21 protein-coding genes, 1 pseudogene and 1 riboswitch are annotated in these 25493 nt (G+C 67.0%); of the genes and pseudogenes, 7 read left to right on the forward strand and 15 right to left on the reverse strand.

Features of this window, described 5'->3' with window-relative positions:
• Positions 1-58 precede the first annotated feature (58 nt).
• Positions 59-2575 carry a S9 family peptidase gene (locus tag RI032_RS05695; protein WP_032952310.1) on the reverse strand — a complete coding sequence of 839 codons (2517 nt, stop codon included), beginning with the start codon at positions 2573-2575 and terminating at the stop codon, positions 59-61.
• A gap of 120 nt (positions 2576-2695) precedes the next feature.
• A riboswitch (S-adenosyl-L-homocysteine riboswitch) is annotated at positions 2696-2779 on the forward strand.
• Positions 2780-2815: 36 nt separating this feature from the next.
• Here RI032_RS05695 and ahcY point away from each other — a divergent pair.
• From ahcY to RI032_RS05710, 3 genes are all read left to right on the forward strand, one after another.
• Positions 2816-4261 carry an adenosylhomocysteinase gene (ahcY, locus tag RI032_RS05700; protein WP_049451423.1) on the forward strand — a complete coding sequence of 482 codons (1446 nt, stop codon included), beginning with the start codon at positions 2816-2818 and terminating at the stop codon, positions 4259-4261.
• Positions 4262-4482: 221 nt separating this feature from the next.
• Positions 4483-4956: a Cys-tRNA(Pro) deacylase gene (gene ybaK, locus RI032_RS05705; protein ID WP_019338083.1), complete on the forward strand. Its 474-nt coding sequence runs from the start codon at positions 4483-4485 to the stop codon at positions 4954-4956.
• Positions 4956-5459 carry a hypothetical protein gene (locus RI032_RS05710; protein WP_322547969.1) on the forward strand — a complete coding sequence of 168 codons (504 nt, stop codon included), beginning with the start codon at positions 4956-4958 and terminating at the stop codon, positions 5457-5459. The genes ybaK and RI032_RS05710 overlap by 1 nt, the downstream gene beginning before the upstream one ends.
• Here RI032_RS05710 and RI032_RS05715 read toward each other — a convergent pair.
• Both RI032_RS05715 and RI032_RS05720 read right to left on the reverse strand, forming a co-directional pair.
• Positions 5456-6088, reverse strand: coding sequence for an energy transducer TonB (locus RI032_RS05715; protein WP_322547970.1), 633 nt, complete (start codon positions 6086-6088; stop codon positions 5456-5458). The genes RI032_RS05710 and RI032_RS05715 overlap by 4 nt on opposite strands.
• 90 nt (positions 6089-6178) lie before the next feature.
• On the reverse strand, positions 6179-6736 hold the full coding sequence (locus RI032_RS05720; RefSeq protein ID WP_099560060.1) for a DUF3228 family protein: 558 nt from the start codon (positions 6734-6736) through the stop codon (positions 6179-6181).
• A gap of 136 nt (positions 6737-6872) precedes the next feature.
• On the opposite strand from RI032_RS05720, the gene RI032_RS05725 reads away from it, so the two are divergent.
• The gene (locus RI032_RS05725; RefSeq protein WP_322547971.1) at positions 6873-8390 is read left to right on the forward strand and encodes an amidohydrolase family protein; all 1518 of its coding nucleotides are present in this window, start codon (positions 6873-6875) and stop codon (positions 8388-8390) included.
• A 6-nt stretch (positions 8391-8396) separates the two neighbouring features.
• On the opposite strand, the gene RI032_RS05730 is transcribed toward RI032_RS05725, so the two are convergent.
• Genes RI032_RS05730 through RI032_RS05740 form a run of 3 tightly spaced genes read right to left on the reverse strand, consistent with a single transcriptional unit; the run spans position 8397 to position 11125 of the window.
• Complete coding sequence (locus RI032_RS05730) at positions 8397-9128, reverse strand: LytR/AlgR family response regulator transcription factor (protein ID WP_322547972.1); 732 nt, start codon at positions 9126-9128, stop codon at positions 8397-8399.
• Complete coding sequence (locus RI032_RS05735; protein ID WP_109815027.1) at positions 9125-10174, reverse strand: sensor histidine kinase; 1050 nt, start codon at positions 10172-10174, stop codon at positions 9125-9127. Before RI032_RS05735 ends, RI032_RS05730 begins: the two co-directional genes overlap by 4 nt.
• A gap of 24 nt (positions 10175-10198) precedes the next feature.
• Positions 10199-11125 carry an alpha/beta fold hydrolase gene (locus tag RI032_RS05740; protein ID WP_057504237.1) on the reverse strand — a complete coding sequence of 309 codons (927 nt, stop codon included), beginning with the start codon at positions 11123-11125 and terminating at the stop codon, positions 10199-10201.
• A gap of 203 nt (positions 11126-11328) precedes the next feature.
• Here RI032_RS05740 and metF point away from each other — a divergent pair, with 203 nt between their 5' ends.
• Positions 11329-12156: a methylenetetrahydrofolate reductase [NAD(P)H] gene (gene metF, locus RI032_RS05745; RefSeq protein ID WP_004143823.1), complete on the forward strand. Its 828-nt coding sequence runs from the start codon at positions 11329-11331 to the stop codon at positions 12154-12156.
• 40 nt (positions 12157-12196) lie between these two features.
• The gene (locus tag RI032_RS05750) at positions 12197-12781 is read left to right on the forward strand and encodes a DUF4124 domain-containing protein (RefSeq protein ID WP_019338075.1); all 585 of its coding nucleotides are present in this window, start codon (positions 12197-12199) and stop codon (positions 12779-12781) included.
• A gap of 44 nt (positions 12782-12825) precedes the next feature.
• On the opposite strand, the gene RI032_RS05755 is transcribed toward RI032_RS05750, so the two are convergent.
• From RI032_RS05755 to RI032_RS05765, 3 genes are all read right to left on the reverse strand, one after another.
• Positions 12826-13782 carry a Nudix family hydrolase gene (locus RI032_RS05755; RefSeq protein WP_057504235.1) on the reverse strand — a complete coding sequence of 319 codons (957 nt, stop codon included), beginning with the start codon at positions 13780-13782 and terminating at the stop codon, positions 12826-12828.
• Positions 13783-13895: 113 nt separating this feature from the next.
• Complete coding sequence (gene secA, locus RI032_RS05760; protein ID WP_057504234.1) at positions 13896-16628, reverse strand: preprotein translocase subunit SecA; 2733 nt, start codon at positions 16626-16628, stop codon at positions 13896-13898.
• Between the two features lie 267 nt (positions 16629-16895).
• Positions 16896-17852 carry a M23 family metallopeptidase gene (locus RI032_RS05765; protein ID WP_010481918.1) on the reverse strand — a complete coding sequence of 319 codons (957 nt, stop codon included), beginning with the start codon at positions 17850-17852 and terminating at the stop codon, positions 16896-16898.
• A gap of 12 nt (positions 17853-17864) precedes the next feature.
• Between RI032_RS05765 and RI032_RS05770 the strand changes: the two genes are divergently transcribed.
• Positions 17865-18314 (forward strand): DciA family protein, encoded by a 450-nt coding sequence (locus RI032_RS05770; protein WP_029379786.1) that lies wholly within the window; start codon positions 17865-17867, stop codon positions 18312-18314.
• A gap of 282 nt (positions 18315-18596) precedes the next feature.
• Here the strand turns inward: RI032_RS05770 and lpxC are convergent, their stop codons facing one another.
• The 6 genes and pseudogenes from lpxC to murC all read right to left on the reverse strand — a co-directional run bounded on the left by lpxC (position 18597) and on the right by murC (position 25479).
• Positions 18597-19508 (reverse strand): UDP-3-O-acyl-N-acetylglucosamine deacetylase, encoded by a 912-nt coding sequence (gene lpxC, locus RI032_RS05775; protein WP_005408085.1) that lies wholly within the window; start codon positions 19506-19508, stop codon positions 18597-18599.
• 191 nt (positions 19509-19699) lie between these two features.
• Positions 19700-20935 (reverse strand): cell division protein FtsZ, encoded by a 1236-nt coding sequence (gene ftsZ, locus RI032_RS05780; protein WP_043397963.1) that lies wholly within the window; start codon positions 20933-20935, stop codon positions 19700-19702.
• A gap of 170 nt (positions 20936-21105) precedes the next feature.
• Positions 21106-22341: a cell division protein FtsA gene (gene ftsA, locus RI032_RS05785; protein WP_005408083.1), complete on the reverse strand. Its 1236-nt coding sequence runs from the start codon at positions 22339-22341 to the stop codon at positions 21106-21108.
• Positions 22342-22409: 68 nt separating this feature from the next.
• Positions 22410-23087, reverse strand: a pseudogene (locus tag RI032_RS05790) (cell division protein FtsQ/DivIB); the annotation flags it as partial.
• Positions 23084-24046, reverse strand: a complete 963-nt coding sequence (locus RI032_RS05795) for a D-alanine--D-alanine ligase (RefSeq protein WP_057504233.1) — start codon at positions 24044-24046, stop codon at positions 23084-23086. The gene RI032_RS05795 and the pseudogene RI032_RS05790, both read right to left, overlap by 4 nt.
• Positions 24043-25479: a UDP-N-acetylmuramate--L-alanine ligase gene (murC, locus tag RI032_RS05800; RefSeq protein ID WP_057504232.1), complete on the reverse strand. Its 1437-nt coding sequence runs from the start codon at positions 25477-25479 to the stop codon at positions 24043-24045. Before murC ends, RI032_RS05795 begins: the two co-directional genes overlap by 4 nt.
• Positions 25480-25493 lie beyond the last annotated feature (14 nt).

Genomic DNA, 25493 nt, shown 5'->3' on the forward strand with positions numbered 1-25493 from the left:
CTCGGGCGGCGGCGCAGCCGCACAGGCGGCCCCGTTGCGGGGGCCGCCGCCACACTAGTCAGCGCTTCTTCTTCGCCTTGCCCTGCTCGGCCGGGCCGATGGTCTGCTCCAGCCAGCGCTCGCTCTCGGCCAGCATGGTCATGATCGATTCGCGTGCGCGGTAGGCATGCGATTCGTTCGGCAGCATCACCAGCCGCGCGGTACCCCCCAGGCCCTTCACCGCCGCGAACATGCGCTCGCTCTGGATCGGGAAGGTGCCGGAGTTGTTGTCGTCCACGCCATGGATGAACAGGATCGGATCCTTGATCTTGTCGGCATAATTGAACGGCGCCATCTTCTGGTAGACGTCCTGCGCCTGCCAGTAGTTGCGTTCCTCGGCCTGGAAACCGAACGGGGTGAGCGTGCGGTTGTAGGCACCGCTGCGCGCGATGCCGGCCTTGAACAGGCGGGTGTGCGCCAGCAGGTTGGCGGTCATGAACGCGCCGTAGGAATGGCCGCCGATGGCGATGTGATCGCGATCGGTCACGCCACGACGCACCACCTCATCCACCGCGGCCTGCGCGTTGGCCACCAGCTGTTCGATGTAGGTGTCGTTCGGCTCCTTGTCGCCCTCACCGATGATCGGCATCGACGGGCTGGCCAGCACCACATAGCCCTTGGCCAGGAACGCCTGCGGGCCCCAGTAGCTGACCGCATTGAAGCGGTACGGCGAATCGGTCACCTGGCTGGCCGCCGCCGCGCTCTTGAACTCACCCGGGTAGGCCCACATCAGCAGCGGACGCGGACCATCGCGCTTCGGGTCGTAACCCGGCGGCAGCAGCAGGGTCGCGGTCAGGTCGACGCCATCCTTGCGCTTGTAGCGGATCTGCTCCTTCTGCACGCCCTTGAGCTGCGGGAGCGGATGGGCGAAATGGGTCAGCGCGCGCGGTGCGGCACCGGCATCGGCCAGCGACTGCACATAGAAGTTGGCCGGCTCATCCGGGCTTTCACGGCTCAGCAGCAGCGAGCTGCCCTGGTCGTCCAGCAGCGCCACTGGCGCGGCGTAGCTGGGCGCCTGCGAGTGGAACAGGCGGGTGGCCTTGCCCGTGGAGATGTCGAAGCGGTCCACGAACGGGCGGTCGCCCTCCGGCGATGCACCGGCACCGGCCAGGTACAGGCTGCTGCCATCGGCGGTGGTCTGCAGCAGCGAGCGCCCGCGGTCGTCGCTGGACAACAGCGGACGGCCCGGATCGGAATAGCGGTCCTGCGCGTCACGATCCCACAGCAGGCGCGGCTCGGCACCTGCATTGTCCGGGGCAATCAGCCAGGTCCTGGTCTTGCGCGTCTTCCACCACGACTCGGTCAGCAGGGCCAGGTCGCCACGGCCCCAGTTGATACCCACCAGACGGCTGCCGAGCTGGGCCAGGGTCACCGGCGGCTTGTCGAACGGCGCGGCCTGCATCAGCACCGCATCGCGCACCTTGGCCTCCCGGTTCGGATCACCACCGTCCTGTGCCTCGGCCCAGACCAGGGTGGCATCGGCATCACCCCGCCAACTGATGTCGCGCACGCCGGTCACTTCGGCGTCGTTGCCGGTCGGCAGGCCTTCCACCAGCGGACGCACGGCCACGGTGTGCACCAGCTTGCCGCTGGCACGGTCGATCACTTCGATGCGGCGCGGGAAACTGCTCACCGGCACCACGTAGGAGTACGGCCGCTGCACCGGCTGGCGCAGCACGAAGCGGCCATCCGGCGACACTGCAAAGCCCATGAAGATGCCGGCCGCGCCGATCGCGCGGGTGCTGCCATCCAGGCTGACTTCCATCGGCTGGGTGGTGGCGTAGTAATCGAACTGGCGGGCGTCGGCCTCGTTCTTCAGCAGGTCCTGGTAGGTACGGATCGACACCACGCCGCCGCCCTGGCGGGTCTGCTGCACGGCCGGGCCGGTCGGAATGCCGTCGGCGGCCGGGGCCGCACCGAGGCTGGCAGGGCGGGTGAACACCACCAGGCCGCGGCTGTCCGGCAGCCACTGGTAGCCGCTGCCGATCACCGTGTTCAGGCCGGCAACCAGACGGCGGGCACTGCCACCGGCCACGTCCACCAGCCACAGTTCATTGGCGCCACTGGCGGCATCGACCTGGTTGAAGGCCAGCCACTTCTGGTCCGGCGACCACATCACACTGGCGATCGACAGCTTGGCCGGCAGGCCGCTGATCTGCCGTTCCTTGCCGTCGGCCACGTTCATCAGCCACAGCTTCTCGCCGAAGCTGAAGCGGCTGTCGGAGAACGTACGCGGGTTGATGCGCAGGCCGGCCAGCTTCAGTTCCGGCTGCGCCACCACCTGGATCGAAGGCAGCGACGGCATCTGCATCATCGCGGCCACGTCGCGGCGTGGCGACAGGTACAACGAGGGCGCACGGGGCGCGTCCACCACCGCCTGCAGCGCGGCCGACGGCAGTTCATAGCCGTTGACGCCCTGGGCCTGTGCGGCCGCAGGCTGCGGCGCTGCCGCCCAGGCCAGTGGGGCCACCGCCAGCAGTCCCATCGACAGGACCAGGCCGGTCCAGCGCCGTGTGCGGCGCGCGTGCATGCTCATCGTTCCACCTGTGTGATGCGTGAAAACACCGACCTTAACAGTCTGTGCACGCGATCCCATCTGCCGATGGTTGGGTCGTTCCGATGTCATGGCGGGGCCGCGATATAATGGGGGTTCTCCCCTGCCGAGGGGCGCTGCGACCGGATCCCACGAGGCCCGGCCAGGCTCGGTAAGGTGGCTTTGTAACAACGGCGCCCGGCTAGATGCGAGCACCCGCTCGTCCACAACCGGAGCACACGAATGAACGCTGTTGCCAAGACCTTCTCCACCGAAGGTGATTACAAGATCCGCGATATCACGCTGGCCGACTGGGGCCGCAAGGAACTGGACATCGCCGAGCACGAAATGCCGGGCCTGATGTCGATCCGTCGCAAGCATGCCGCCAGCCTGCCGCTGAAGGGCGTGCGCGTGACCGGTTCGCTGCACATGACCATCCAGACCGCGGTGCTGATCGAGACCCTGAAGGACATCGGCGCCGACGTGCGCTGGGCCTCGTGCAACATCTTCTCGACCCAGGACCACGCGGCCGCCGCCATCGCCGCCACCGGCACCCCGGTGTTCGCGTGGAAGGGCGAGACCCTGGAAGAGTACTGGGACTGCACCCTGGACGCGCTGACCTTCACCCTGGCCGACGGCACCCTGACCGGCCCGGAGCTGGTGGTGGACGACGGCGGTGATGTGACCCTGCTGATCCACAAGGGCTACGAGCTGGAAAACGGCAGCGACTGGGTCAACACCGCCTCGTCCTCGCACGAAGAACAGGTCATCAAGAACCTGCTCAAGCGCGTCGCCAAGGAGCGCCCGGGTTACTGGGGCCGCGTGGTCAAGGACTGGAAGGGCGTCTCCGAGGAGACCACTACCGGCGTGCACCGCCTGTACCAGCTGGCCCAGGCCGGCACCCTGCTGATTCCGGCGATCAACGTCAACGACTCGGTCACCAAGAGCAAGTTCGACAACCTGTACGGCTGCCGCGAGTCGCTGGCCGATGGCCTGAAGCGCGCGATGGACGTGATGCTGGCCGGCAAGGTGGCCGTGGTCTGCGGCTACGGTGACGTGGGCAAGGGCTGCGCCGCCTCGCTGCGTGCCTATGGCGCGCGCGTGATCGTCACCGAGATCGACCCGATCTGCGCCCTGCAGGCGGCGATGGAAGGCTATGAGGTCAACACCATCGAATCGACCCTGGGCCGTGCCGACCTGTACGTCACCACCACCGGCAACAAGGACATCATCCGCATCGAGCACCTGAGCGCGATGAAGGACCAGGCCATCGTCTGCAACATCGGCCACTTCGACAACGAGATCCAGGTCGATGCGCTGGTGTCGTTCGCCGGCATCAAGCACGTCAACATCAAGCCGCAGGTGGACAAGTACATCTTCCCGAACGGCAACGCGATCTTCCTGCTGGCCGAAGGCCGCCTGGTGAACCTGGGCTGCGCCACCGGCCACCCGAGCTTCGTGATGTCCAACAGCTTCGCCAACCAGACCCTGGCACAGATCGACCTGTGGGCGAACAAGGACAGCTACGAGAAGAAGGTCTACCTGCTGCCGAAGAAGCTGGACGAAGAAGTGGCCCGCCTGCACCTGGAAAAGATCGGCGTGAAGCTGACCACCCTGAGCCAGGAACAGGCTGACTACATCGGCGTGCCGGTGGAAGGCCCGTTCAAGCCGGACCACTACCGCTACTGATCGTGCCGGGGTCGGATCCCTTTCCGCAGGAAAGGGCTCTGACTCCAGCAACGGATGCACACGGAACGGGCGCCTTCGGGCGCCCGTTCTGCGTTGGTCCACCGATCCTGGCTTCTGGTGGATGCCGGGCTTGTCCGGCACCGCATCCGCCAGCGCCAGCGCCAGCGCCAGGCAATAGCCTCGGTCAAGGCAACACCCCCGCCCCACGCTACGATGTCCCCATGACCCCGGCCATCAACCTGCTCAAGCGCGAGAAGATCGCCCACACCGTGCGCAGCTACGTGCACGACGCCCACGCCGAATCCTATGGCGGCGAAGCCGTCGACAAGCTCGGTCTCGATCCGGCCCAGGTGTTCAAGACCCTGCTGGCCAGCACCGAGGCACACGAACTGCTGGTGGCGATCGTGCCGGTGGCCGGCCAGCTGGACTTGAAGGCATTGGCCGAAGCGGCCGGCTGCAAGAAGTGCGAGATGGCCGCCGCCGACGCCGCACAGCGCGCGACGGGTTACCTGGTCGGTGGCATCAGCCCGCTCGGGCAGAAGAAGCGCCTGCGCACCTTCCTGGACGCCAGCGCGCAGGCATTGCCCGCGCTGCATGTCAGCGCCGGTCGCCGCGGCCTGGAAGTGGAACTGGCGCCGGCTGACCTGCTGCGCCTCACCGCCGGCCACTACGCTGCCATCGGCAAGTCACGCTGATGCGCTGGCCGTGGTCTGCAGCACCGATTCCCCGGCTCGACGATGCACAGGCCGACGTGCTGCTGCAGGACCTGTTGTCGCGCGACGCAACGCGCATCACCGATGCCGCACGCACCGTCGCCCGATTGTTCACTCCCGCATCCCTGGAGGCGTTGAGCGCGCATGTGGATACGATTGAACGCAGCTGCCAGGGCGTCGCCCTTGGCGGCATGCTGATCAGCAACCAGGCTCACCTCAAGGCGGCCCTGCAACGGCTGCGCTACTGGCAGGCGCGCGAAGGCTGCCTGTGTGCGCTCTACCCTTCCTATGTGTTCTTCAGCCCCGAGCCGCTGCTGGAACAAGGTCACGTGCAGCTGCGTGCACGGGGCGAATCAGAGGACGGCTGGGGCGAATGCTACCGGCTGACGTGCACCTGCTGCGCGCGGCAATGGAGCGCGACCGAGCGCGAGTACCACTACCGCTGGTGGGAGTGGAAGGCCGAGCCCGCCCTGCAGATGCCCTAGTTGAGCTTGAACGTGACCGTTCCGCGTATCAGGCTCATGTCTGGCGCCTTGCCCACCGCTTCACGCTCATAACGCCAGTCACGCGCGTGCTTGAGCGCCGCCGCATCGAGCAGTGGGTACCCACTGGACCGGGACAGGATGATCGCCTGGGTCTTGCCCTGTGCATCCAGCAGCAGCATCAGCTCGACGCCACCCTGCTGGGCTTCGCGCATGGCGGCCGCAGGATACGCCGGGACCGACGAGAGCCGCCGCTGGTGCCAGCCTCCTTCCCGGGCAATCAACGGCGTGCTGGAAGAGAGCGGGCAACGGGCAGGCATCTGCAGGTCGAAGCCCGCAGCCCCTTGCGAAGGCCGGGTGGTGGCTGGCCCACCACAGGCAATCGCCGACACGCTCTGGAGCAATGACTGCTGACGCAAAAGCGCTGCTGCGTCATCCGCTTCCACATGAAACGTGCAACGCCCCGAGGTTGCCTGCGCCTGCAGTGAACCCACGCCCGCGTCGCGGATCTGCGTCACGTCGGACAGGGCCCCACAGGCAGCGCCGGCATCGTACTTTGCTGCCGAGCTTTCACTTGCGGCCAGCAGGCCTGCGGCGACCCATGCAAACGGCATCCAACGTCGAACATCCATCCCTGTGCTCCCTGCGTTGATTCACCGCCATGGTAGCGCTCCACTGCCGTCACCCTGTTCACATGCCGGCTGTCCAGCCACAGCGTGAGCTCAGGGCCGCCAGTTGGCGTTGTTCTCCCAGAACGCCACCGAGCGCCGGTAGGCCTCCCGGTCCAGCGGTACACCGGAACCGCCCTCCTCCACGCCCAGCGCATTGCGCATCATCGTGATCGGCGCCATCGGCACCTCTTCCGGTTCGGCGGTGTAGATGCAGCCGACGATGCCCCAGTCGGCCTCGATCGGTGAACCTTCCTTCGCCAGCTGCCCGGCGCTGTACAGGATCACCACCAGGTAGTTCGCGCGCGGGGACTCCACACCCTCGAACCAGCGCACCAGTACCGGCAGTTCCTCACGGTTGCGCGCTTCGTAGCCGCTGCGCAGCAGATGGCGGTTGGCCTCGGTGACCGGCACCGTCAGGCAGCGCGTGCTGGTCCAGTTCTCGTAGACGAACAACTTGCAGAACGGCGCGTAGCCGTCGAGCACCTTCAGCGGTGCGTGCGCATTGAGGTGTGCCTCGAACTGCTCGGCAGTGCAGTCCTGGATGGTGTTGCCGCGCGGCACGCGCGGGAACAGGCGGGGACGGGCGAAATCGGTGAGGACGATGGACATGGCAGGGCGTGATCAGGGGTTACACCGCACAGGGTAACCGCCCCGGAGGCAGGCCGGGCCGGATGCCGATGGTCACTGGCGCCCGTGTCCGGATTGCAGCACCCTGCGGGCGCCCTATTACAAGGATTGCCGGCTCATGGATGCAGCACGCGCGTTGCCCCGTTCCGCCGGCCGTCGGCGATGGTCGATCGTCCTGGCCACCCTCCTGCTGGCGCCGCCATTGCTGTTCGCCGCCGCCCTGTTCTGGCCGCTGTCGGCACCGCCGTTGCCCGAGCCGGGCAACAGCCGCGTGATCGTCAATGCGCGGGTGGTGGACGTGGCGCGCGGCCAGGTCAGCGAACCCACCACGGTAACGGTGCGCAACGGCACCATCACCGCCATTGGTGAAGATCCGCAGGACACGCGGCTTCCTGTGCTCGATGCCGATGGCCGGTGGCTGCTGCCCGGTTTCTGGGACATGCACACCCATGCACTGCAGCTGTCACCGCAGCTGCAGTTCCCGTTGATGCTGGCCAACGGCATCACCGGCACCCGCGACATGATGGACTGCCCACAGGCTACCGACCCGCTGATCGCCTGCGTGGCTGACAAGCGCCGCTGGACTGCACAGGCCATCACAGGGCAACAGGTCACACCCCGCTTCGTGCAGATCGCCAGCTTCTATTTCGAGGATCCATCACTCTCGCCAGAGGCTGCCGCATTGCGGGCGCACGCGTATAGCGCCCGTGGCGTCGACGCGTTGAAGGTCTACAACAAGCTGCGTGCGGATACCTACCAGCGGCTGGCCACCGAGGCACGGCAGCTGCACCGTCCACTGGTCGGCCACCTGCCCAGGGCTGTGCCTCTGGAAGACGCGGTGCAGGCAGGCCAGCGAAGCTTCGAACACGCCCATCTGTTCGTGCGCCACTGCTTCGACAACGCGGCGGCATGGCGCGGTGGCGCGCTTGACGGCGAAGACCCGACTGGACTGGCCGAACGCATGGTGGCCAGCCATCAGCCCGCGCTCTGCAGCAAAGCGTTCGGTTTGATGCAGGCCAGTGCTGCAGCATTCGTGCCAACGCATGTCACCCGCGAAGAAGATGCACGTGCACGCGACCCCGCCTTCGTCAACGATCCGCGCCTGGCCTATCTGGACCCGCTCTCACGCTGGGCGTGGCGTGATGACCTGCAGGCCACCGTGGCGCGCTATCCCGGCCGACGCGGCGAAGACGCACTGAAGACCTACTTCGAGCATGGGTTGGCACTGACCGGTGCGGCGCATCGTGCCGGCGTCACCGTGCTGGTCGGCACCGATACCGGATTGGGCGGCTTCCGCTACCACGATGAACTGCAGTGGCTGCGGCACGCCGGCCTGAGCCAGGCCGACGTGCTGCGCGCAGCCACGCTGCAGGCCGCGCGTCATCTGCAGTTGCAGGCATCGCATGGCAGCGTCGAAGTCGGCAAAGCCGCAGACCTGGTGCTGCTTGATGGCAACCCGCTGCAGGACACCGCAAACACCCGTCGCGTGCATGCGGTGCTGCTGGCCGGCCACCTCTATGACCGCCCGCGGTTGGATTCACTGCTGGCCTATGCGCGTAGGCAGGCACGCTCACCCGCCGTAATGGCACGCCTGCTGTGGGGCTTCATCACCAGCCCGGTCAGTGCCGAGCTGTAGCGGCAGCTACAACGCCATCCGCTCGCGCAGTTCACGTGCCTGCCGCCGCGACACGTCCACCTCACTGCCATCATCCAGCGTCAGCTCGTAACCATCGGCAATGCTGGGCGTTACGCCACGGATGCGGCGCAGGTTGACCAGGGTATTGCGGTTGGCACGGAAGAACAGATCCTGCGGCAGGCGTGCTTCCAACGCGCTCAGGCTGCGGGTCAGCAAGGCGTTCTGGTCGCGGAACCACAGCCGCGTGTAATTGCCATCCACCACCAGCCGGCGGACCTCGGAGACCGCCACGAACCAGCAGCGTTCTCCCTCGCGCACGAACACCTGGTCCTGCGCGCCCAGTGTGCTGCGCGGCTCCCGCGTTTCGCCCGCCACCACCTCGCGCTGGCGCGCCCGCTCCAGCGCCTCCAGCAAGCGTGGCGCCTCGACAGGCTTCACCAGATAATCCAGCGCATTGGCCTGGAACGCGCGCACGGCGTAGGTGTCGTAGGCGGTGACGAACACCACTGCAGGCACCGTCTCCAGGCCGTCCAGCACATCGAAACCACTGCCGGAAGGCATCTGCACGTCCAGCAGCACCAGGTCCGGCGCCAGCGTGGCGATCGCCTCGCGCGCGGCAGGCACATCGTCGGCCTCACCCACGCACTGCACCCATGGCAGCGCCGACAACAGCGTACGCAGCTCCTGCCGCGCCAGCCGCGCATCATCAACGATCAACACACGCAGCGTAGCACTCATTGTGGAATCTCCAGCAGGGCCTGCATGCGGTCGCCGACCGGTTGCAGCGTGAAACGCCCCTGCGTGCCGAGCTGCGCATGCAGGTAGGCAAGGCCGACGCCATGCCCATGGGCAGGCTCGCCGGCGCTGCCCGGCGGGTTGTCCACCTGCAGTCGCAATACATCGCCGTCCAGCGTGGCCTGGATCTGTACCTCGCCACCACCGGGGCGGCTGGCAATGCCGTGCTTGATCGCATTCTCCACCAGCAGCTGCAGCGCCATCGCCGGCAACTGCGCCTGCAGGGCGTCAGCATCGATGCGCCGAGCTACCTGCAGGCGCTGCTCGAAGTGGATGGCCTCGATCGCCAGATAGTCGTCCACCACCGCCAGTTCTTCGGCCAGCGTGACCTGCTCACTGCGGTTGTGCGCCAGCGCCTGGCGCAGCGTGCGCGACAGGCGCGTGACCATGTCGCGGGCGCGCTCGGGGTCTTCCAGGATCAGCGCGCGCAGGTTGTTCAGCGCATTGAACATGAAGTGCGGGTTGAGCCGTGCGCGCAGTGCATCGCGCTCCAGTGCGCTGCGTTCGGCTTCGGCTCGCAGCCGGGCCAGTTCACTGTGGCGCGCCCGGCGCAGACCGTGCAGGCCGGCCCACAGGCCGGTCCACATCAGCAGGAACAGCGCGGTGTTCATCCAGTACACCAGCAGCGAAGACCATCGGTAATCCGCGTGGCCACCGGGCAGCTGCACCCAGCCCAGTGCCAGCGCCGGCAGCAGCAGCGCCGCCGTCATCGCCTGTGCGACGCTGGCACCGGCCACCACACCGGCGGCCAGTTTCAACACCAGGCCGCCCAGGCTCCCCTCCCACCAGCGCTGGCGCAGCGCCACCGCGCGCAGCATGCCGCTGCACAGCCACAGGCAGGCGGCCACGCTGACGGTGATCAACACGATGCCGCTGAACACCACGCCGCCGCCGATCCGCATCCCCGCCCACAGCCCGTACATCGCATAACCCGCCCATGCCAGTGCATTGAGCGTCCAGAAGCGGCGGGATGAGGTGGTGGCGTCCATGCGGGCTCTCGACGAGGACAAGGGTCAGGGGTGCGCGGCGAGGAAACGCTGCACCTGCTCCTGCAGCCAGCGCGGATCATCCCACATCAGGAAGTGGAACCCCTGTGCGCTCATCGCAATCTGCACGCCCTGAAGCTTCGCGTACTGCGCCTGGAACACCGCGCGCGTGCTGTCCTCGGTGCCGCCCATCGGCTGGTAGCCGGCCCAGCTGCCCAGCACCAACGTCGGTGCGCTGATCGAGGCAATGCTGTCGCGCAGGTCGATGGTCATCACCGCATGCATGGCATCGGCGGTGGTCTGGCGGTCACTGCCTTCGCCCCAGCGACCCAGCTCGGCCTGGCGCTGCGGATCACGGGTCATGCCCGGCAGGCCCGCCTTCAACTGCGCCTGCCATTGCGCGGCGTCGGCAGCGAGCATGCCCTTGCGCAGCTGGTCGGCCATCGGCCGCACGCTGTCTGCGGTGGCCTTAGGGTCACGCGCGGCTGGCAGGAACGGCAGTGCATCGACCACCACCAGGGCGCTGACCGCCGCCGGCTGGGCCTGCGCCATCTGCAGGCCCAGCAGGCCACCCAGGCTGTGTCCGATCACCACCACCGGGCCCAGGTGCCGGTCATGCAGGTAGGCCAGCAGCTGCCCGCGCATGGCCGGCAGGAAGTCGGCCGGGCGCGGATCGGCGGCTGCGGCGCCGGCAAAGCCGGGCAGCTGCACCAGATGGCACTGCACGTCCTTCAGCGCCAGGCAGGTCTCGCGCCAGACCTCGGCGCTGCTGTTGAGACCGGGGATCATCAGCAGCGGACGGCCCTTGCCGACCACCTCGACCTGCACCTTGCCGGTGCCTGTGGCGGCCACCGCATGGGCCGGACCGGAGCCAAGCACGGCCATCGCCATGCCGATCATCGCCAGCCGGGCCAAGGCCTTCATTGCGTACCACAGTGCCAGGAAGATCTTCATCGTCTGCTCCTTCGTCGGGTGGGTGGTGCCGGGATGGGAACAGCGTGCCGCCGGGCCAGTGCCCCCGGTTACGATTTCGGAGCAACGGCCGGACACCTGGGCGAACGGTCGCGTGCCACGGATGGCCTGCCCTCACGCAGCTGTCAAACATCCATCTTGATGAAGCGATATACTGGCCCGCACCCGCCGCCACCGCCCGTGCCATGACTGCCATCAGCTTCGAGTTCTATCCGCCCAAGACCGACGAACAGCGCAGCCAGCTGGACCGCGCCGCGGCCAAGCTGAAGGACTACGGTCCCGAGTACGTGTCGTGTACCTTCGGCGCTGGTGGCTCGACCCTGAGCTACACCTCCGAAACCGTGCGCCATCTCAACCAGCACCACGGTTTCGATGCCGCGCCGCACCTGTCGTGCGTGGGTGGCACCCGCCAGGAAATCCGCGAGCTGCTCAAGCTGTACCGCGCCATCGGCTGTCGCCGCCTGGTCGCGCTGCGCGGCGACCTGCCGTCGGGCATGGGCTTTCCCGGCGACATGCGCTATGCCGCCGAACTGATCGACTTCATCCGCGCCGAGCACGGCGATGCGTTCCATATCGAAGTAGGCGCGTACCCAGAAACGCATCCGCAGGCCTCCGACGCACTGGCCGACCTGAAGCACTTCAAGGCCAAGATCGATGCCGGTGCCGATGCGGCGATCACCCAGTACTTCTTCAACCCGGACGCGTACTTCCATTTCGTCGACGAAGTACGGCGGCTGGGCGTGCAGGTACCGATCACCCCCGGCATCATGCCGATTGCCAACTTCAGCCAGCTGCGTCGCTTCTCCGAACAATGTGGTGCGGAGATTCCGCGTTGGATCAGCCGCAAGATGCAGGCCTATGGCGATGACGCGGAGTCAGTGCGTGCATTCGGCACTGAAGTGGTGGCCCGGCTGTGCCAGCGCCTGATCGAGGGCGGCGCACCCGGCCTGCACTTCTACACCCTGAACCTGGCCAAGCCGACCACCTCGGTGCTGAAGCTGCTGCAGGGCTGAGAGCACGACGCGCAAGCGTGATCGGCGCTACCCTGCAGGAATGATCCGGCTTTCCTTCCTGCTGTTGCTGCTGCCGCTGTGCGTGCTGTCGAGCGTCGCCCAGGCGCAGTCCACGCGCCTGAACCGCTGTACCGATGCCCAGGGCCAGAGCGTGTATACCGACCGTCCCTGCGACAGCCTGGGTGCGCAGTCGCGGCTGCCGCCGCCTGCGCCCGCCGGCAACACCCTGCAGCGCGACACCCTGGGGGCACGCTGCCCGCGGCGACTGAGCGAACTGGTGGATGCGCTGCGTACTGGCATCCTCAGCAACGATGTGAACCGGTTGTCCTCGCTGTACCTGTGGGGCGCGGTCTCTGATGCGGGTGCGCAGCGCATCCTCGGCCAGCTGGAATCGTTGGCGCGGCGGCCATTGGTGGACGTGGTGCCGGTGTATCCCTCGCAGGCGCTGCCGCAATCGCAGGATGAGGGCCAGAGCCCTGCTGCGCAGGGATCCGACTCTGTGGCCTCCGTGGCGCGGCATCCGATCGGCCTGCGCCTGGAACAGACCTTGCCCGGCAGCGTGTCGCGCGCTTCGACGGTGCTGGGGTTGCGGCGGCAGTACGGGTGTTTCTGGATCACGTTGTGATCGGGAGGGTCAGAGCCGCGCGTTGCGATGATCCGACCCTGACATCACGCCGGCCACAGCGCGCGAATGGCGGCGATGCCCTGCCCACCATGGCGACGCGCCTCACTGATGTGGCCACTGCCCATGCCACCCAGCGCGTAGATCGGCAGTGACACCTGCGCACGCAGCTCGGCGAAGGCATCCCAGCCCAGCGGCACGGCATCGGGATGGCTGGCCGTGGCCTGCACCGGACCCAGCACGGCGAAGTCGCAGCCCAACTGCTGTGCGGCCTGCAGCTGCTGCAGGTCATGGCAGGACGCGGCCACCAGCTGGCCTTCGGGCAGCGGACGCTGCGACAGCCCCAGCAGCTGTTCGCTGCCCAGATGCACGCCCACGCCCAGTGCGCGTGCCAGCTCGATATCGCGGTTGAGCAGCCACTGCACGCCGCTGCGACGATGCGCGCGCAGGGCCTGCTCGACCATCGCCTGGCGCTGCGGATGCGCCGTCGGCAAGCGCAGCTGGATGCGCTGCTGGCCCGCGGCCACCGCGCGCTGCAGCTGTTCGTGCCAATGCTGCATGCCGCCCTCATCATCGGCCGGCGCCGGGGTGATCAGGTAGCTGTCGGGCTGGCGCAGGGCGGCCACCACCGGCAGGTCTGCCGGCGGCATTGAATAGCGGCCCAGCTTGTCCGGCGCCACCCAGGTGATCGCCTGCCCTTCACGGCCGCGGGGGGTTCCCTTCCAGCTGCGCACGTGGCGCACTTCCAGGGTCAGGTGCTTGTCCGGATAGCGCTGCGGCACGTCCATCAGCCACTCGCCGACATCGGCCTCGATGCCCAGTTCCTCGCGCAGCTCGCGCACCAGGGCCTGCTCGGAGGTCTCGCCGGATTCGCGCTTGCCGCCGGGGAATTCCCACAGGCCAGCCATGTCGCGGTTCTCGGTACGGCGGTTGAGCAGCACGCGGCCACGGGCGTCGGTGATGACGGCGGCCACAACGTGGATCGATCGGGTGGGGGAAGGCATGGAGGAAGCATGCCCAGAACAGGGCGGCCCGTGCAATCTCGGATCCGGCCGGATCAGCCCTGCGAAACAGCCGCCCTAAAAGAAGAACCCCGCTTTTGCGGGGCTCTTCGGGGTCAGCTCAGCTGGCCGTGGCAGTGCTTGTACTTCTTGCCACTGCCGCACGGGCATGGATCGTTGCGGCCGATCTTCGGCTCGTCGCGCTGCACCTGTGCGTTGCCCTGCTGGGCAGCCTGCACCTGCGCAGCTTCCTCGTCGGCGCTGTAGCCGCCCACGTCCTGGTGCTGGAACTGCGACTGGCTCAGGCGGGCTTCGGCCTGCTGGCGTTCGGCCGCTTCCAGCGCCTGCACTTCCTCGTCGCTGCGGATGCGCACGCGCGACAGCAGGGTCACCACTTCGCGCTTGACGTTCTCCAGCATGTCCGAGAACAGTTCGAAGGCTTCCTTCTTGTACTCCTGCTTCGGCTGCTTCTGCGCGTAACCACGCAGGTAGATGCCCTGGCGCAGGTAATCCATGCGGGCCAGGTGCTCCTTCCAGCTCTGGTCCAGCACGGTCAGCATCACGTGCTTCTCCAGCGCGCGCATGGTCTCTTCGCCCACGCCGGCTTCCTTCTCGGCGAAGTGCTGGTTGACGCGTTCCTGCACCTTGGCAGCGATGGCTTCGGCGTCCAGCTCTTCGTGCGACTTGACCAGGTCGGTCAGCGACATCTGCAGGCCGAAGTCCGACTCCAGGGTCGCTTCCAGGCCACGCAGGTCCCACTGCTCGTCGATCGAGTTCGGCGGCACGAAGCGGGCCACCACGTCGAAGATCACGTCGTCGCGGATGCCGTCGACGTTGTCCTTCACCGACTCGGCGTCCAGCAGCTCGTCGCGCTGGGCGTAGATCACCTTGCGCTGGTCGTTGTTGACGTCGTCGAAGTCCAGCAGGTTCTTGCGGATGTCGAAGTTGTGGGCCTCGACCTTGCGCTGCGCCTTCTCGATCTGGCGGCTGACCAGTCGGTCCTCGATGACGTCATCTTCCTTCATGCCCATCATGCGCATGGCCTTCTGCACCCAGTCGGAGGCGAAGATGCGCATCAGGTTGTCTTCCAGCGACAGGTAGAAGCGGGACGAACCCGGGTCACCCTGGCGGCCCGAACGGCCACGCAGCTGGTTGTCGATACGGCGCGATTCATGGCGTTCGGTACCGACGATGTGCAGGCCGCCGGCAGCCTTGACGGCCTCGTGGCGCTTCTGCCATTCGGCCTTGACCGCGGCCTTCTGCTCCTCGGTGGCACCTTCGCCCAGCTCGTGGATTTCCGCTTCCAGCGAACCGCCCAGCACGATGTCGGTACCACGGCCGGCCATGTTGGTGGCAATGGTCACGGCCGCCGGACGGCCGGCATTGGCGACGATGGTCGCTTCGCGGTCATGCTGCTTGGCGTTTAGCACTTCGTGCTTCACGCCCGCCTTGCGCAGGTGCTCGGACAGCATTTCCGAGGTTTCGATCGAGGTGGTACCCACCAGCACCGGCTGGCCGCGCTTGGCGCACTCTTCGATGTCGGCCAGCACCGCATTGAACTTGCCCTTGCGGTTGAGGAACACCTGGTCCGGGCTGTCCTTGCGGATGGTCGGGCGGTTGGTCGGAATCACCACCACTTCCAGGCCGTAGATGCTCTGGAACTCGAAGGCTTCGGTATCGGCCGTACCGGTCATGCCGGACAGCTTCTTGTACATGCGGAACAGGTTCTGGAAGGTGATGCTCGCCAGCGTCTGGTTCTCGCGCTGGACCGGCACGCCTTCCTTCGCTTCCACCGCCTGGTGCAGGCCATCGGACCAGCGACGGCCGGACAGGGTGCGGCCGGTGAACTCATCGACGATGACCACTTCGCCATCGCGCACGATGTAGTCCACGTCACGCTGGTAGATCGCGTGCGCGCGCAGTGCGGCGTTGAGGTGGTGGACCACGGTCAGGTTCTGCGGCGCGTACAGGCCTTCGGTCTCGCCGTCGAGGATGCCGGCCTCGACCAGCAGCTGCTCGGCGTGCTCCATGCCCGCTTCGGACAGGTGCACCTGCTTGCCCTTCTCGTCGACCCAGAAGTCGCCTTCGCCGTCTTCCACTTCCTGCTTGACCAGGTTCGGCACGACGCGGTTGACGCGGATGTACAGCTCCGGGGAATCATCGGCCGGGCCGGAGATGATCAGCGGGGTACGCGCTTCGTCGATCAGGATGGAGTCGACTTCGTCGACGATGGCGTAGTGCAGGCCGCGCTGGTAGCGGTCGGCCTTGGACAGCGCCATGTTGTCGCGCAGGTAGTCGAAACCGAATTCGTTGTTGGTGCCGTAGGTGATGTCCGAGGCGTAGGCTTCGCGCTTGTCGCTGTGCGGCATGCCCGGGTAGACCACGCCCACGCTCAGGCCCAGCCAGTTGTACAGCTTGCCCATCTGCGCGGCGTCACGGCGCGCCAGGTAGTCGTTCACGGTGACCACGTGCACGCCCTTGCCTTCCAGCGCGTTGAGGTACACCGGCAGGGTCGCCACCAGGGTCTTGCCTTCACCGGTGCGCATTTCTGCGATCTTGCCCAGGTGAAGCACCATGCCGCCGATCAGCTGCACGTCGTAGTGGCGCATGCCCAGCACGCGGCGGCCGGCCTCGCGGCAGACCGCGAACGCTTCCGGCAGCACCTTGTCCAGGGCTTCACCATTGGCGATGCGCTGCTTGAACTCCGGCGTCTTGGCCTGAAGCTGCTCGTCGGAAAGCTTCTCGATCTCCGGTTCCAGCGCATTGATCTTGGCGACGATGCGGTTGAGCTGGCGCAGCTGTCGTTCGTTACGACTGCCAAATACGCGGGTAAGCAGGCTGTTGATCATTGAAGGAACCGGGTTGGATGGACACGACGCCCGGCCTCCCCCTTGGGATCCGTCCGCCGCAAACGAAACAGGGCGCCTGGCGCCCTGTCGATGGCAACACCCATTGTAGCTTGGGACGGCCGTGAGGGGTTTCAACCCTTTGCGGTCGTCCAGGCGGCCGGGACCGGGGTCCTGGCGGCCGCGCTTCGCGCTCGCGGGGCATGGCCCCGCGCTACCGCCGGGATCCGACGGCGTGCCGGTAGCGCCGGGCCATGCCCGGCGTTGGGTTCAACCGCGGCTGATGCGGCCAACCGGCGTATTGCCGCCGTCGCCAAGGAACTTGCGCGGGTTGACCACGTTGCCGTTCTCCCACACCTCGAAGTGCACGTGGGCGCCGGTCGAACGACCGGTGGAACCGGCCTTGGCTACTTCCTGCCCGGCACGGACCAGGTCGCCAACCTTCACCACCAGGCGCGAATTGTGCGCGTAGCGGGTGACGTAGCCGTTACCGTGGTCGACGTCGACCACGTTGCCGTAGCCGCCCTTGACGCCGGCGAAGCTGACCACGCCTTCGGCCACGGCCATCACCGGGTCACCGACCTTGGCGTGGAAGTCCATGCCCTTGTGGGTAGCGGCACCGCGGCCGAACGGGTCGGCACGGGTGCCGAAACCGGAGGTCACATAGCTGTTGCGGATCGGCATGCGCGAGGGCACGGCGTTCTGCTGCAGCTGGTGGTCGAACATCAGCGATTCCATCACCGACAACTGGCGGCCTGAAGCAGCGAAGCGCTGCTCCAGCACCTGTAAGTCGGCGTTGACGTCCTTGACCGGGATGTCGCTGGTCGGGCCGCCGGCGTCACCGTCACCGAGGCCGGGGGTCTCGTTGAAGTCGAACTCGCCATCTTCCAGCTTGCCCATCTGGGTCAGCCGTTCGCCGAGGGCGTTGAGGCGGGTGGCCTGGGCCTGCAGCTCGCCGAGGCGGGCCGCCAGCGCGTTGACCTGGGTCTGCGCATCGCGCTTGACCTTGGCCAGCTCCGCATCCTGGCGCTCGACCTTGGCCTGCAGGCGGGAGTCATTCAGCGCGCTGGCGCCAATGCCACCGGCAAGGCCGATAATGCAGCCTACCCCGAGCACGCTGCCCAGCAGGGCGCGGGGGCGGTCCTCGAAATAGAACCGCAAACGCGCGATGGGCGACGATTTGGCCTGTCCTTCACGCGTTTTGATTACGATCTTTTTGAATGCCATCAGTGAGTTTTCATGTCTGAGCCGAAATCCAGCGTTCGCCCCGCGTCAGTGCCGAAGCCGGCGCTGGATGCGGTGATGGCGGACAAAAGCGGGAACCCGCTGCGGCGTGCCTTGTGGCTCGACGCGCTGGACCGTCAGTTGCGCCCCCAGTTGCCGCCACCTCTGCGCAGCCGTTGCCGGCTGGCCAATGTGGACGGGGAACACCTCGTTTTTCTCGTCGAGTCCCCGGTCTGGCATGCCAAGTTGCGGCTTGCCGAAGCCCAGTTGCTCGACGCGGCCCGTTCCATCGGGCTGAAGGCCACCAAGGTGACCATCAAGACTGCGTCTCCCACTCCCACGCGCTCCCCAGCGCTCGACAACCGGAATGGACCCCACGCAGTTTCAGCCGCCACGCACAAAGGGCTACGCGACGCCTTGGCTTGCCTGCAGGACGTTCCTTCGAAGCCGAAGAAGCGGTCCTGACGACAACGGAGCATCCGGCTCCGCTCCCCGTCGCACGTGTCACCACGGCGTGAAACATTTCGGGGGCCGGGTCGCATCCTAGCTGCCATCCGGGGGCCTGTCGTTAGATTGTTGTTAAAACTACGTTAAATTCAGGCTTCCGATCCAACAGGTTCACAAAACCGTGACCTCGAACCGGCCTTGATGCGCGTCAAGCATGCTGAATGCGACGAAGATACCTGAAACGACAACGCCGCCCTGGAAGGCGGCGTTTTTGTCTTTCAATTCAACAACCTGCAGAAATCAGGCGTAGGCCGGAGTGGCATATTCGACCGGATCCGGCGTGGCCGGCGAGTCGAAGCTGACCCATTCCCAGGCGGTGGCATCGGCCATCAGCGCGCGCACCAGCTTGTTGTTGAGCGCGTGACCCGACTTGAAGCCCTCGTAGGCACCCAGCACCTGGCCACCGGCCAGATAAAGGTCGCCGATCGCGTCGAGGATCTTGTGGCGCACGAATTCGTCGGCGTAGCGCAGGCCGTCTTCGTTGAGCACGCGGAACTCGTCCAGCACGATGGCGTTGTCCATAGAACCGCCCAGGCCCAGGTTGCGCTCGCGCATGTATTCCAGGTCGCGCATGAAGCCGAAGGTGCGCGCGCGGGAGATTTCCTTGGTGTAGGCCAGCGTCGAGAACTCGATTTCCTGGCGCGACTGCTTGGCCGGGATCATCGGGTGGTCGAACTGGATGGTGAAGCCCAGCTTGTAGCCCTCGTACGGGCTGAAGCGGGCCACCTTGTCGCCCTCGGTCACTTCCACGGTCTTCAGCACGCGGATGAAGCGCTTGGGCGCATCCTGTTCCACGATGCCCGCCGACTGCAGCAGGAACACGAACGGGCCGGCCGAACCGTCCATGATCGGCAGCTCGGCCGAGGACAGTTCGACGATGATGTTGTCCACACCCAGGCCGGCCAGCGCCGACATCAGGTGTTCGACGGTCTGGATCTTGGCGTCGTTGCAGGTCAGGCCGGTGCACAGGGTCACTTCGGTGACCAGCTCGGCCTTGGCCGGCACTTCCACCACCGGGTCCAGGTCCACGCGGCGGAACACGATGCCATGATTGACCGGTGCCGGGCGCAGGGTCATGTAGACCTTGTCACCGCTGTGCAGGCCAACGCCGGTGGCGCGGATCGTGTTCTTGAGGGTGCGTTGCTGGATCATGGGGGATGGACCGGAAGTGACACATTAGATTAACACGCGCGGTCCCCTACCCCGGCTGAAAGCAGGCAGGACGCACCGGCGCGCCAATGGGACGCACATGAAGCAGGGCGGCCGGGCCCATCCTGGCCCGGCGCCCGCATTTTCAGGACATGGTGGCGCAACCCGGGGAGGACAACCCCGGGCCGCCCCGCTTAGTCCGCCTGGCGGCGCAGGAACGCCGGGATGTCCAGGTAGTCGTTCGGCAGTTCCGCCGCAGCCGGTGCCGAAGCCGCCGGGGCCGACGGGGCCGAAGCCGCCGCGGTATCGCTGCTGGCACGACGCAGGCCCAGGCCCATGCCACCGACGGCCTTGGACACAGCGTCGCCGCCGTTGTCGAAGTCACCGAATTCCGGCTGGCCGGTGGTGGCATTGCGGACCAGCTTGATCGGCGCACGCTCGCCCGGACGCTGGGTCTTGCTGGCCGACACGCGGTTCAGGCCGGTAGCGACCACGGTCACGCGCACTTCGTCCTGCATGTCCGGATCCAGCACGGTACCGACCACCACGGTGGCGTCTTCGGAAGCGAAGCCATCGATGGTGCGGCCGATCTCGTCGAACTCGGCCATGGTGAAGTCCGCACCGGCGGTGATGTTGACCAGGATGCCGTTGGCACCGGCCAGGTTCACATCGTCCAGCAGCGGGTTCTGGATCGCGGCTTCGGCGGCGGCCTGGGCGCGGTCATCACCACGCGCGGTGCCGGTACCCATCATCGCCAGGCCCATTTCGGACATGACGGTGCGCACGTCGGCGAAGTCGACGTTGATCAGGCCCGGACGCACGATCAGGTCGGCGATGCCCTGCACGGCGCCCTGCAGCACGTCGTTGGCGGCACGGAAGGCCTGGATCATGGTCGCGTTGCGGCCCAGCACGGTGATCAGCTTCTCGTTCGGGATGGTGATCAGCGAGTCGCAGTGCTGGCTCAGTTCCTCGATGCCCTTCAGCGCCACCTGCATGCGGCGACGGCCTTCGAACGGGAACGGCTTGGTGACCACGGCCACGGTCAGGATGCCCATTTCCTTGGCCAGCTGCGCCACTACCGGAGCCGCGCCGGTGCCGGTGCCACCGCCCATGCCGGCGGTGATGAAGACCATGTCCGCACCCTGCAGCGCGTCCATGATGCGCTCACGGTCTTCCAGCGCGGCCTGGCGGCCGACTTCCGGATTCGCGCCTGCGCCCAGGCCCTTGGTCACGTTGGTACCCAGCTGCAGCTGCAGCTTGGCACCACAATTCTTGATGGCCTGCGAGTCGGTGTTGGCGGTGATGAATTCCACGCCATCCACCGCCGAGTTGACCATGTGCGCCACGGCATTGCCGCCGCCGCCGCCCACGCCAACCACCTTGATCACCGCATTGGGTGCCATCTTTTCGATCAGTTCAAAATGCGCCATGTCCGTGTCCTCGTTGTATCCGCTTTGGCTGGCATGGGCATTCGGGCGTCCTGCCGTCCTGCTGCATGCCGACGTTGCGGCTGTGTGGGTTGTGTGTTGCCGGTGTTGCCTTGTGATGCGGGTACTGCGGGTGTTGCGCCTGGGCGATGCCCAGGTTTGCGGATTCCGCGTCAGAACTCGCCGCGGAACCAGGTCTTGAGTTTCTTGAACATGCTTCCAGCGCGCCCGGTCGGCAGCGAAGGCCGGCGCGGATGCTCGATCTGGCTGCCCATCAGCAGCAGGCCCACGCCGGTGGCGTGCACCGGGTTGCCCACCACTTCGCCCAGCCCGGTGACGTGCTGCGGGATGCCCACGCGCACCGGCATCTGCAGCATTTCCTCGGCCAGCTCGACCACGCCTTCCATCTTCGACGCACCACCGGTCAGCACCATGCCGGCGCGTACCAGTTCCTCGAAGCCGGAGCGGCGCAGTTCGGCCTGCACCATCTCGAAGATTTCCTCGTAGCGACCCTGCACCGCCTGCGCCAGCGAGTGGCGCGGCATGCGACGCGGCGGGCGGTCACCCACCGACGGCACCTGGATGCTCTCCTCGGCGGTGGCCAGCTGGGCCAGGGCGCAGGCGTAACGCACCTTGATCTGCTCGGCTTCCGGGGTCGGCGTGCGCAGCATGTGCGCGATGTCGTTGGTGACGTGGTCGCCGGCGATCGGCAGCGAGGCGGTGTGGCAGATCGCGCCCTGCACGAACACCGCGATGTCGGTGGTGCCGGCGCCCATGTCGACCAGCACCACGCCCAGCTCGCGCTCGTCAGCAGTCAGCACCGCCACGCTGGAGGCCAGCGAGGACAGCACCAGGTCATCCACCTGCAGGCCGCAGCGCTGCACGCACTTGCTGATGTTGGCCGCGGCCGACTGCGCGCACACCACCAGGTGCGCGTGCACCTCCAGGCGCACGCCGGTCATGCCGACCGGGTTGCGGATGCCTTCCTGCGAGTCGTCCAGCACGTACTCGCGCGGGATCGCGTGCAGGATCTTCTGGTCGGCCGGAATCGCCACCGCCTTGGCCGCGTCGAGCACGCGATCCAGGTCGCCCCAGGTCACTTCCCCGTCACGGATCGGCACGATGCCCGGCGAATTCTTGCACTGCACGTGGTTGCCGGAGATCGAGGCGTACACCGAGCGGATCTCGCAGCCGGCCATCAGCTCGGCTTCTTCCACCGCGCGCTGGATCGACTGCACGGTCGATTCGATGTCCACCACCACGCCGCGCTTCAAACCGCGCGACTCGTGCGAGCCGATGCCGATCACTTCGATCGGGTTGCCCGGCGAATACTCGCCCACCAGCGCCACCACCTTGGAGGTGCCGATGTCCAGGCCAACGATCAGCGATTTGTCACCCTTGCGATTCATGTCCTTTCCTGCGTCCTGCTGGCTGGGGTCGCCGGCGTTTTCGCCGGCGTGGCCGGGGTACCCCAGCTCAGCGTGAAACCATTGGTGTAACGGAGGTCGGCGCGCTCGATCGGCGCGTCCTGACGGTTCAGCTGCGGCAGCACCTTGACGAAGCGCTGCATGCGCGAGCGCGCGTCGTCACGGCCCACCACCACTTCGGTGCCGTTGCTCAGCACCAGCGACCAGCTGCCGCGTGCATCCATCGTCACCCGGCGCACGTCGACGCCGGCCGGTGCGAACAATGCACGCGAGTCGCTGTACAGCTTCATCACTTCTTCTGTCTGGCTGTCCGGGCCATCCAGTTCGGGCAGCGCCAGGTCGGCCAGCTTCTTCGGCGTGGGGAACAACTTGCCCTGCTCGGAAACCAGGCGGTCGCTGCCCCAGCGCGCGAACGGCTTGTGCTCGACCAGGGTCACTTCCAGCACGTCCGGCCACTGCTTGCGCACCTGCGCGCTTTCCACCCACGGCAGCTGTTCCAGCGCGTCCTGCGCGTCCTGCAGCTTGACCGCGAAGAAGCCGGCGCGCGCGTATGGCAGCAGCACCTGCTGCAGCTGTTCGGCCGGCACCCGCTTGAACTCACCATGCACGCGCAGCTTCGCCAGCGGCCAGCGCTCGGCGCCGACCCAGCCATTGACCACGGCCACCACCGGCAGTGCAACCACCGACAGCGCCAACAGCCAGACGAAGATGCGCAGCACCGCGTTCATGCGTGCGAGGCCTCCAGGGTCTGTTCCAGCACGCGCCACACCAGCTCTTCGAAGCTGATGCCGGCCTGGCCCGCGGCCTTGGGCACCAGCGAATGGCTGGTCATGCCCGGCGCGGTGTTCACTTCCAGCAGGAAGAAGCGGCCGCTGCTGCGATCACGCATGACATCCACGCGGCCCCAGCCACGGCAACCGGCGGCACGGAATGCGGCCAGCGCGATGCGCCGGATTTCTTCTTCGTCGTCACCGTCCAGGCCCGGGCACAGATACTGGGTGTCTTCGGCGATGTACTTGGCGTTGTAGTCGTACCACTGGCCCTTGGGCACGATGCGGATCGACGGCAGCGCGACATCCCCCAGGATGGCCACGGTCAGTTCGTCGCCCACCACCATCTGCTCCATCAGCAGCTGGCCGTCGTAGCGCGCGGCCAGCGCCACGGCCTCATCCAGGCCCGCATCATCGGTCACCCGGCTGATGCCCACGCTGGAACCTTCGTTGGCCGGCTTCACCACCACCGGCAGGCCCAGTTCGGCCGCCAGCGCATGTACGTTCGACGCGTCGACCTTCCTGTACTGCGGCGTCGGCAGGCCCAGCGACAGCCACACCTGCTTGGTGCGGATCTTGTCCATGCTCAGCGCCGAACCCAACACGTCCGAGCCGGTGTACGGCACGCCGAAGGCGTCCATCAAGCCCTGCACGATGCCGTCCTCACCACCACCGTTGTGGCCATGCAGGATGTTGAACACGCGATCGATGCCACCCGCGGCCAGCGCCTTGGCCAGCGCCGGGATGCCGTCCACGGCAAACGCATCGACGCCGCGTGACTGCAGGGCTTCGAGCACGTTGCGGCCGGAATCCAGCGATACCTCGCGTTCGCTGGAGGTGCCACCGAGCAGCACGGCGACGCGGCCGAAGCGGGCCGGGTCGGTCACGCGCAGCGGCGGGAAGGTCAGCGTGCTCACGCCTCGCCCTCCCCCTTGAAGCCTTCCACCGCGATGAGGGTGGCCACGGCGCCGATGTCGCCGGCCCCCATCATCAGCAGCAGGTCACCGTCCTGCAGCACGTCCGGCAGCACGCTGGCCAGTTCGCCAGCCTTGCCCACCACCACCGGCTCGCTGCGGCCGCGCGCGCGGATGGCGCGGGCCAGCGCGTGCGAATCGGCACCGGCAATCGGTTCCTCACCGGCCGGGTAGACCTCGCTCAGCACCAGCGCATCGACGCTGGACAGCACGGCCGCAAACTTGTCGAACTGGTCGCGGGTACGGCTGTAGCGGTGCGGCTGGAAGGCCACCACCAGGCGCTTGTCGGCCCAGCCACCGCGGGCGGCGGCGAACACGGCTTCCAGTTCGCTCGGGTGATGACCGTAGTCGTCAATGATGCGGACCTTGGCACCGCTGGCGGTGGTCACCTCGCCCAGGTCGTTGAAGCGACGACCAACGCCGGCGAAGCTTTCCAGTGCACGTGCGATCGCATCCGGCGCCACGCCCAGCTGCCAGCCCACTGCAGCCGCGGCCAGCGCGTTCAGCACGTTGTGCTTGCCCGGCAGCGCCAGCACCACTTCCTGGCTGGTGCCCTGCGGCAGGCGCAGGGTGAAGCGCATGCGCGAACCTTCCTGCACCACGTTCTCGGCGCGCACGTCGGCCTGCGGGCTCATGCCGTAGCTCATCACGTGGCGCGGGGTCTTGGCGGCCAGTGCAGCCACTTCCGGGTCATCGATGCACAGCACCGCCAGGCCGTAGAACGGCAGGCGCTGCAGGAACTCGGCGAACGCCGCCTGCACGCGGGCAAAATCGTTGCCGTAGTTCTCCAGATGATCCGCATCGATGTTGGTGATGATCGACATCAGAGGGTTCAGGCGCAGGAAGCTGCCATCGCTTTCGTCGGCCTCGGCCACCAGCCACTGCCCACTGCCCAGCTTGGCGTTGGCACCGGCGGCCAGCAGCTGGCCACCGATCACGAACGTCGGGTCCAGGCCACCTTCGCTCAGCACCGCAGCGGTGAGGCTGGTGGTGGTGGTCTTGCCATGGGTGCCGGCCACGGCGATGCCGCGGCGGAAGCGCATCAGCTCGGCCAGCATCGCTGCGCGCGGCATGATCGGAATGCGCTGGCTGCGTGCTTCCATCAGTTCCGGGTTGTCTTCGCGGATGGCGCTGGAGACCACCACGCAGTCGGTGCCCAGCACGTTGGCCGCGGAGTGGCCGCGCATGATGCGCGCACCCAGGCTGGCCAGGCGGCGGGTCGCCACGTTGTCGGCGTTGTCCGAGCCGGACACTTCATAGCCCAGCGTCAGCATCACTTCGGCGATACCGCTCATGCCGGTGCCGCCGATGCCGACGAAATGCACGCGCGGGAATGCGCGCACCAGGTCGTTGGTGTCGTGCAGGCGACGGATCATGCGCGGCCTCGCGC

Origin of the sequence: Stenotrophomonas geniculata (assembly GCF_034508895.1) — a bacterium.
In the GTDB taxonomy this organism is placed as follows: Bacteria; Pseudomonadota; Gammaproteobacteria; order Xanthomonadales; family Xanthomonadaceae; genus Stenotrophomonas; species Stenotrophomonas geniculata.

What these genes read in the sequence shown, in the direction of transcription:
- RI032_RS05755 (WP_057504235.1), bottom strand. Translation starts at nt 13,782, where the DNA reads ATGCCTTCCCCCACCCGATCGATCCACGTTGTGGCCGCCGTCATCACC.
- RI032_RS05730 (WP_322547972.1), bottom strand. Translation starts at nt 9,128, where the DNA reads ATGAGTGCTACGCTGCGTGTGTTGATCGTTGATGATGCGCGGCTGGCG.
- ftsZ (WP_043397963.1), bottom strand. Translation starts at nt 20,935, where the DNA reads ATGGCGCATTTTGAACTGATCGAAAAGATGGCACCCAATGCGGTGATC.
- RI032_RS05765 (WP_010481918.1), bottom strand. Translation starts at nt 17,852, where the DNA reads ATGGCATTCAAAAAGATCGTAATCAAAACGCGTGAAGGACAGGCCAAA.
- RI032_RS05710 (WP_322547969.1), top strand. Translation starts at nt 4,956, where the DNA reads ATGCGCTGGCCGTGGTCTGCAGCACCGATTCCCCGGCTCGACGATGCA.
- RI032_RS05715 (WP_322547970.1), bottom strand. Translation starts at nt 6,088, where the DNA reads ATGGATGTTCGACGTTGGATGCCGTTTGCATGGGTCGCCGCAGGCCTG.
- RI032_RS05735 (WP_109815027.1), bottom strand. Translation starts at nt 10,174, where the DNA reads ATGGACGCCACCACCTCATCCCGCCGCTTCTGGACGCTCAATGCACTG.
- RI032_RS05770 (WP_029379786.1), top strand. Translation starts at nt 17,865, where the DNA reads ATGTCTGAGCCGAAATCCAGCGTTCGCCCCGCGTCAGTGCCGAAGCCG.
- RI032_RS05695 (WP_032952310.1), bottom strand. Translation starts at nt 2,575, where the DNA reads ATGAGCATGCACGCGCGCCGCACACGGCGCTGGACCGGCCTGGTCCTG.
- RI032_RS05725 (WP_322547971.1), top strand. Translation starts at nt 6,873, where the DNA reads ATGGATGCAGCACGCGCGTTGCCCCGTTCCGCCGGCCGTCGGCGATGG.
- RI032_RS05720 (WP_099560060.1), bottom strand. Translation starts at nt 6,736, where the DNA reads ATGTCCATCGTCCTCACCGATTTCGCCCGTCCCCGCCTGTTCCCGCGC.
- RI032_RS05750 (WP_019338075.1), top strand. Translation starts at nt 12,197, where the DNA reads ATGATCCGGCTTTCCTTCCTGCTGTTGCTGCTGCCGCTGTGCGTGCTG.
- ybaK (WP_019338083.1), top strand. Translation starts at nt 4,483, where the DNA reads ATGACCCCGGCCATCAACCTGCTCAAGCGCGAGAAGATCGCCCACACC.
- lpxC (WP_005408085.1), bottom strand. Translation starts at nt 19,508, where the DNA reads ATGATCCAGCAACGCACCCTCAAGAACACGATCCGCGCCACCGGCGTT.
- ftsA (WP_005408083.1), bottom strand. Translation starts at nt 22,341, where the DNA reads ATGAATCGCAAGGGTGACAAATCGCTGATCGTTGGCCTGGACATCGGC.
- murC (WP_057504232.1), bottom strand. Translation starts at nt 25,479, where the DNA reads ATGATCCGTCGCCTGCACGACACCAACGACCTGGTGCGCGCATTCCCG.
- secA (WP_057504234.1), bottom strand. Translation starts at nt 16,628, where the DNA reads ATGATCAACAGCCTGCTTACCCGCGTATTTGGCAGTCGTAACGAACGA.
- RI032_RS05740 (WP_057504237.1), bottom strand. Translation starts at nt 11,125, where the DNA reads ATGAAGATCTTCCTGGCACTGTGGTACGCAATGAAGGCCTTGGCCCGG.
- ahcY (WP_049451423.1), top strand. Translation starts at nt 2,816, where the DNA reads ATGAACGCTGTTGCCAAGACCTTCTCCACCGAAGGTGATTACAAGATC.
- metF (WP_004143823.1), top strand. Translation starts at nt 11,329, where the DNA reads ATGACTGCCATCAGCTTCGAGTTCTATCCGCCCAAGACCGACGAACAG.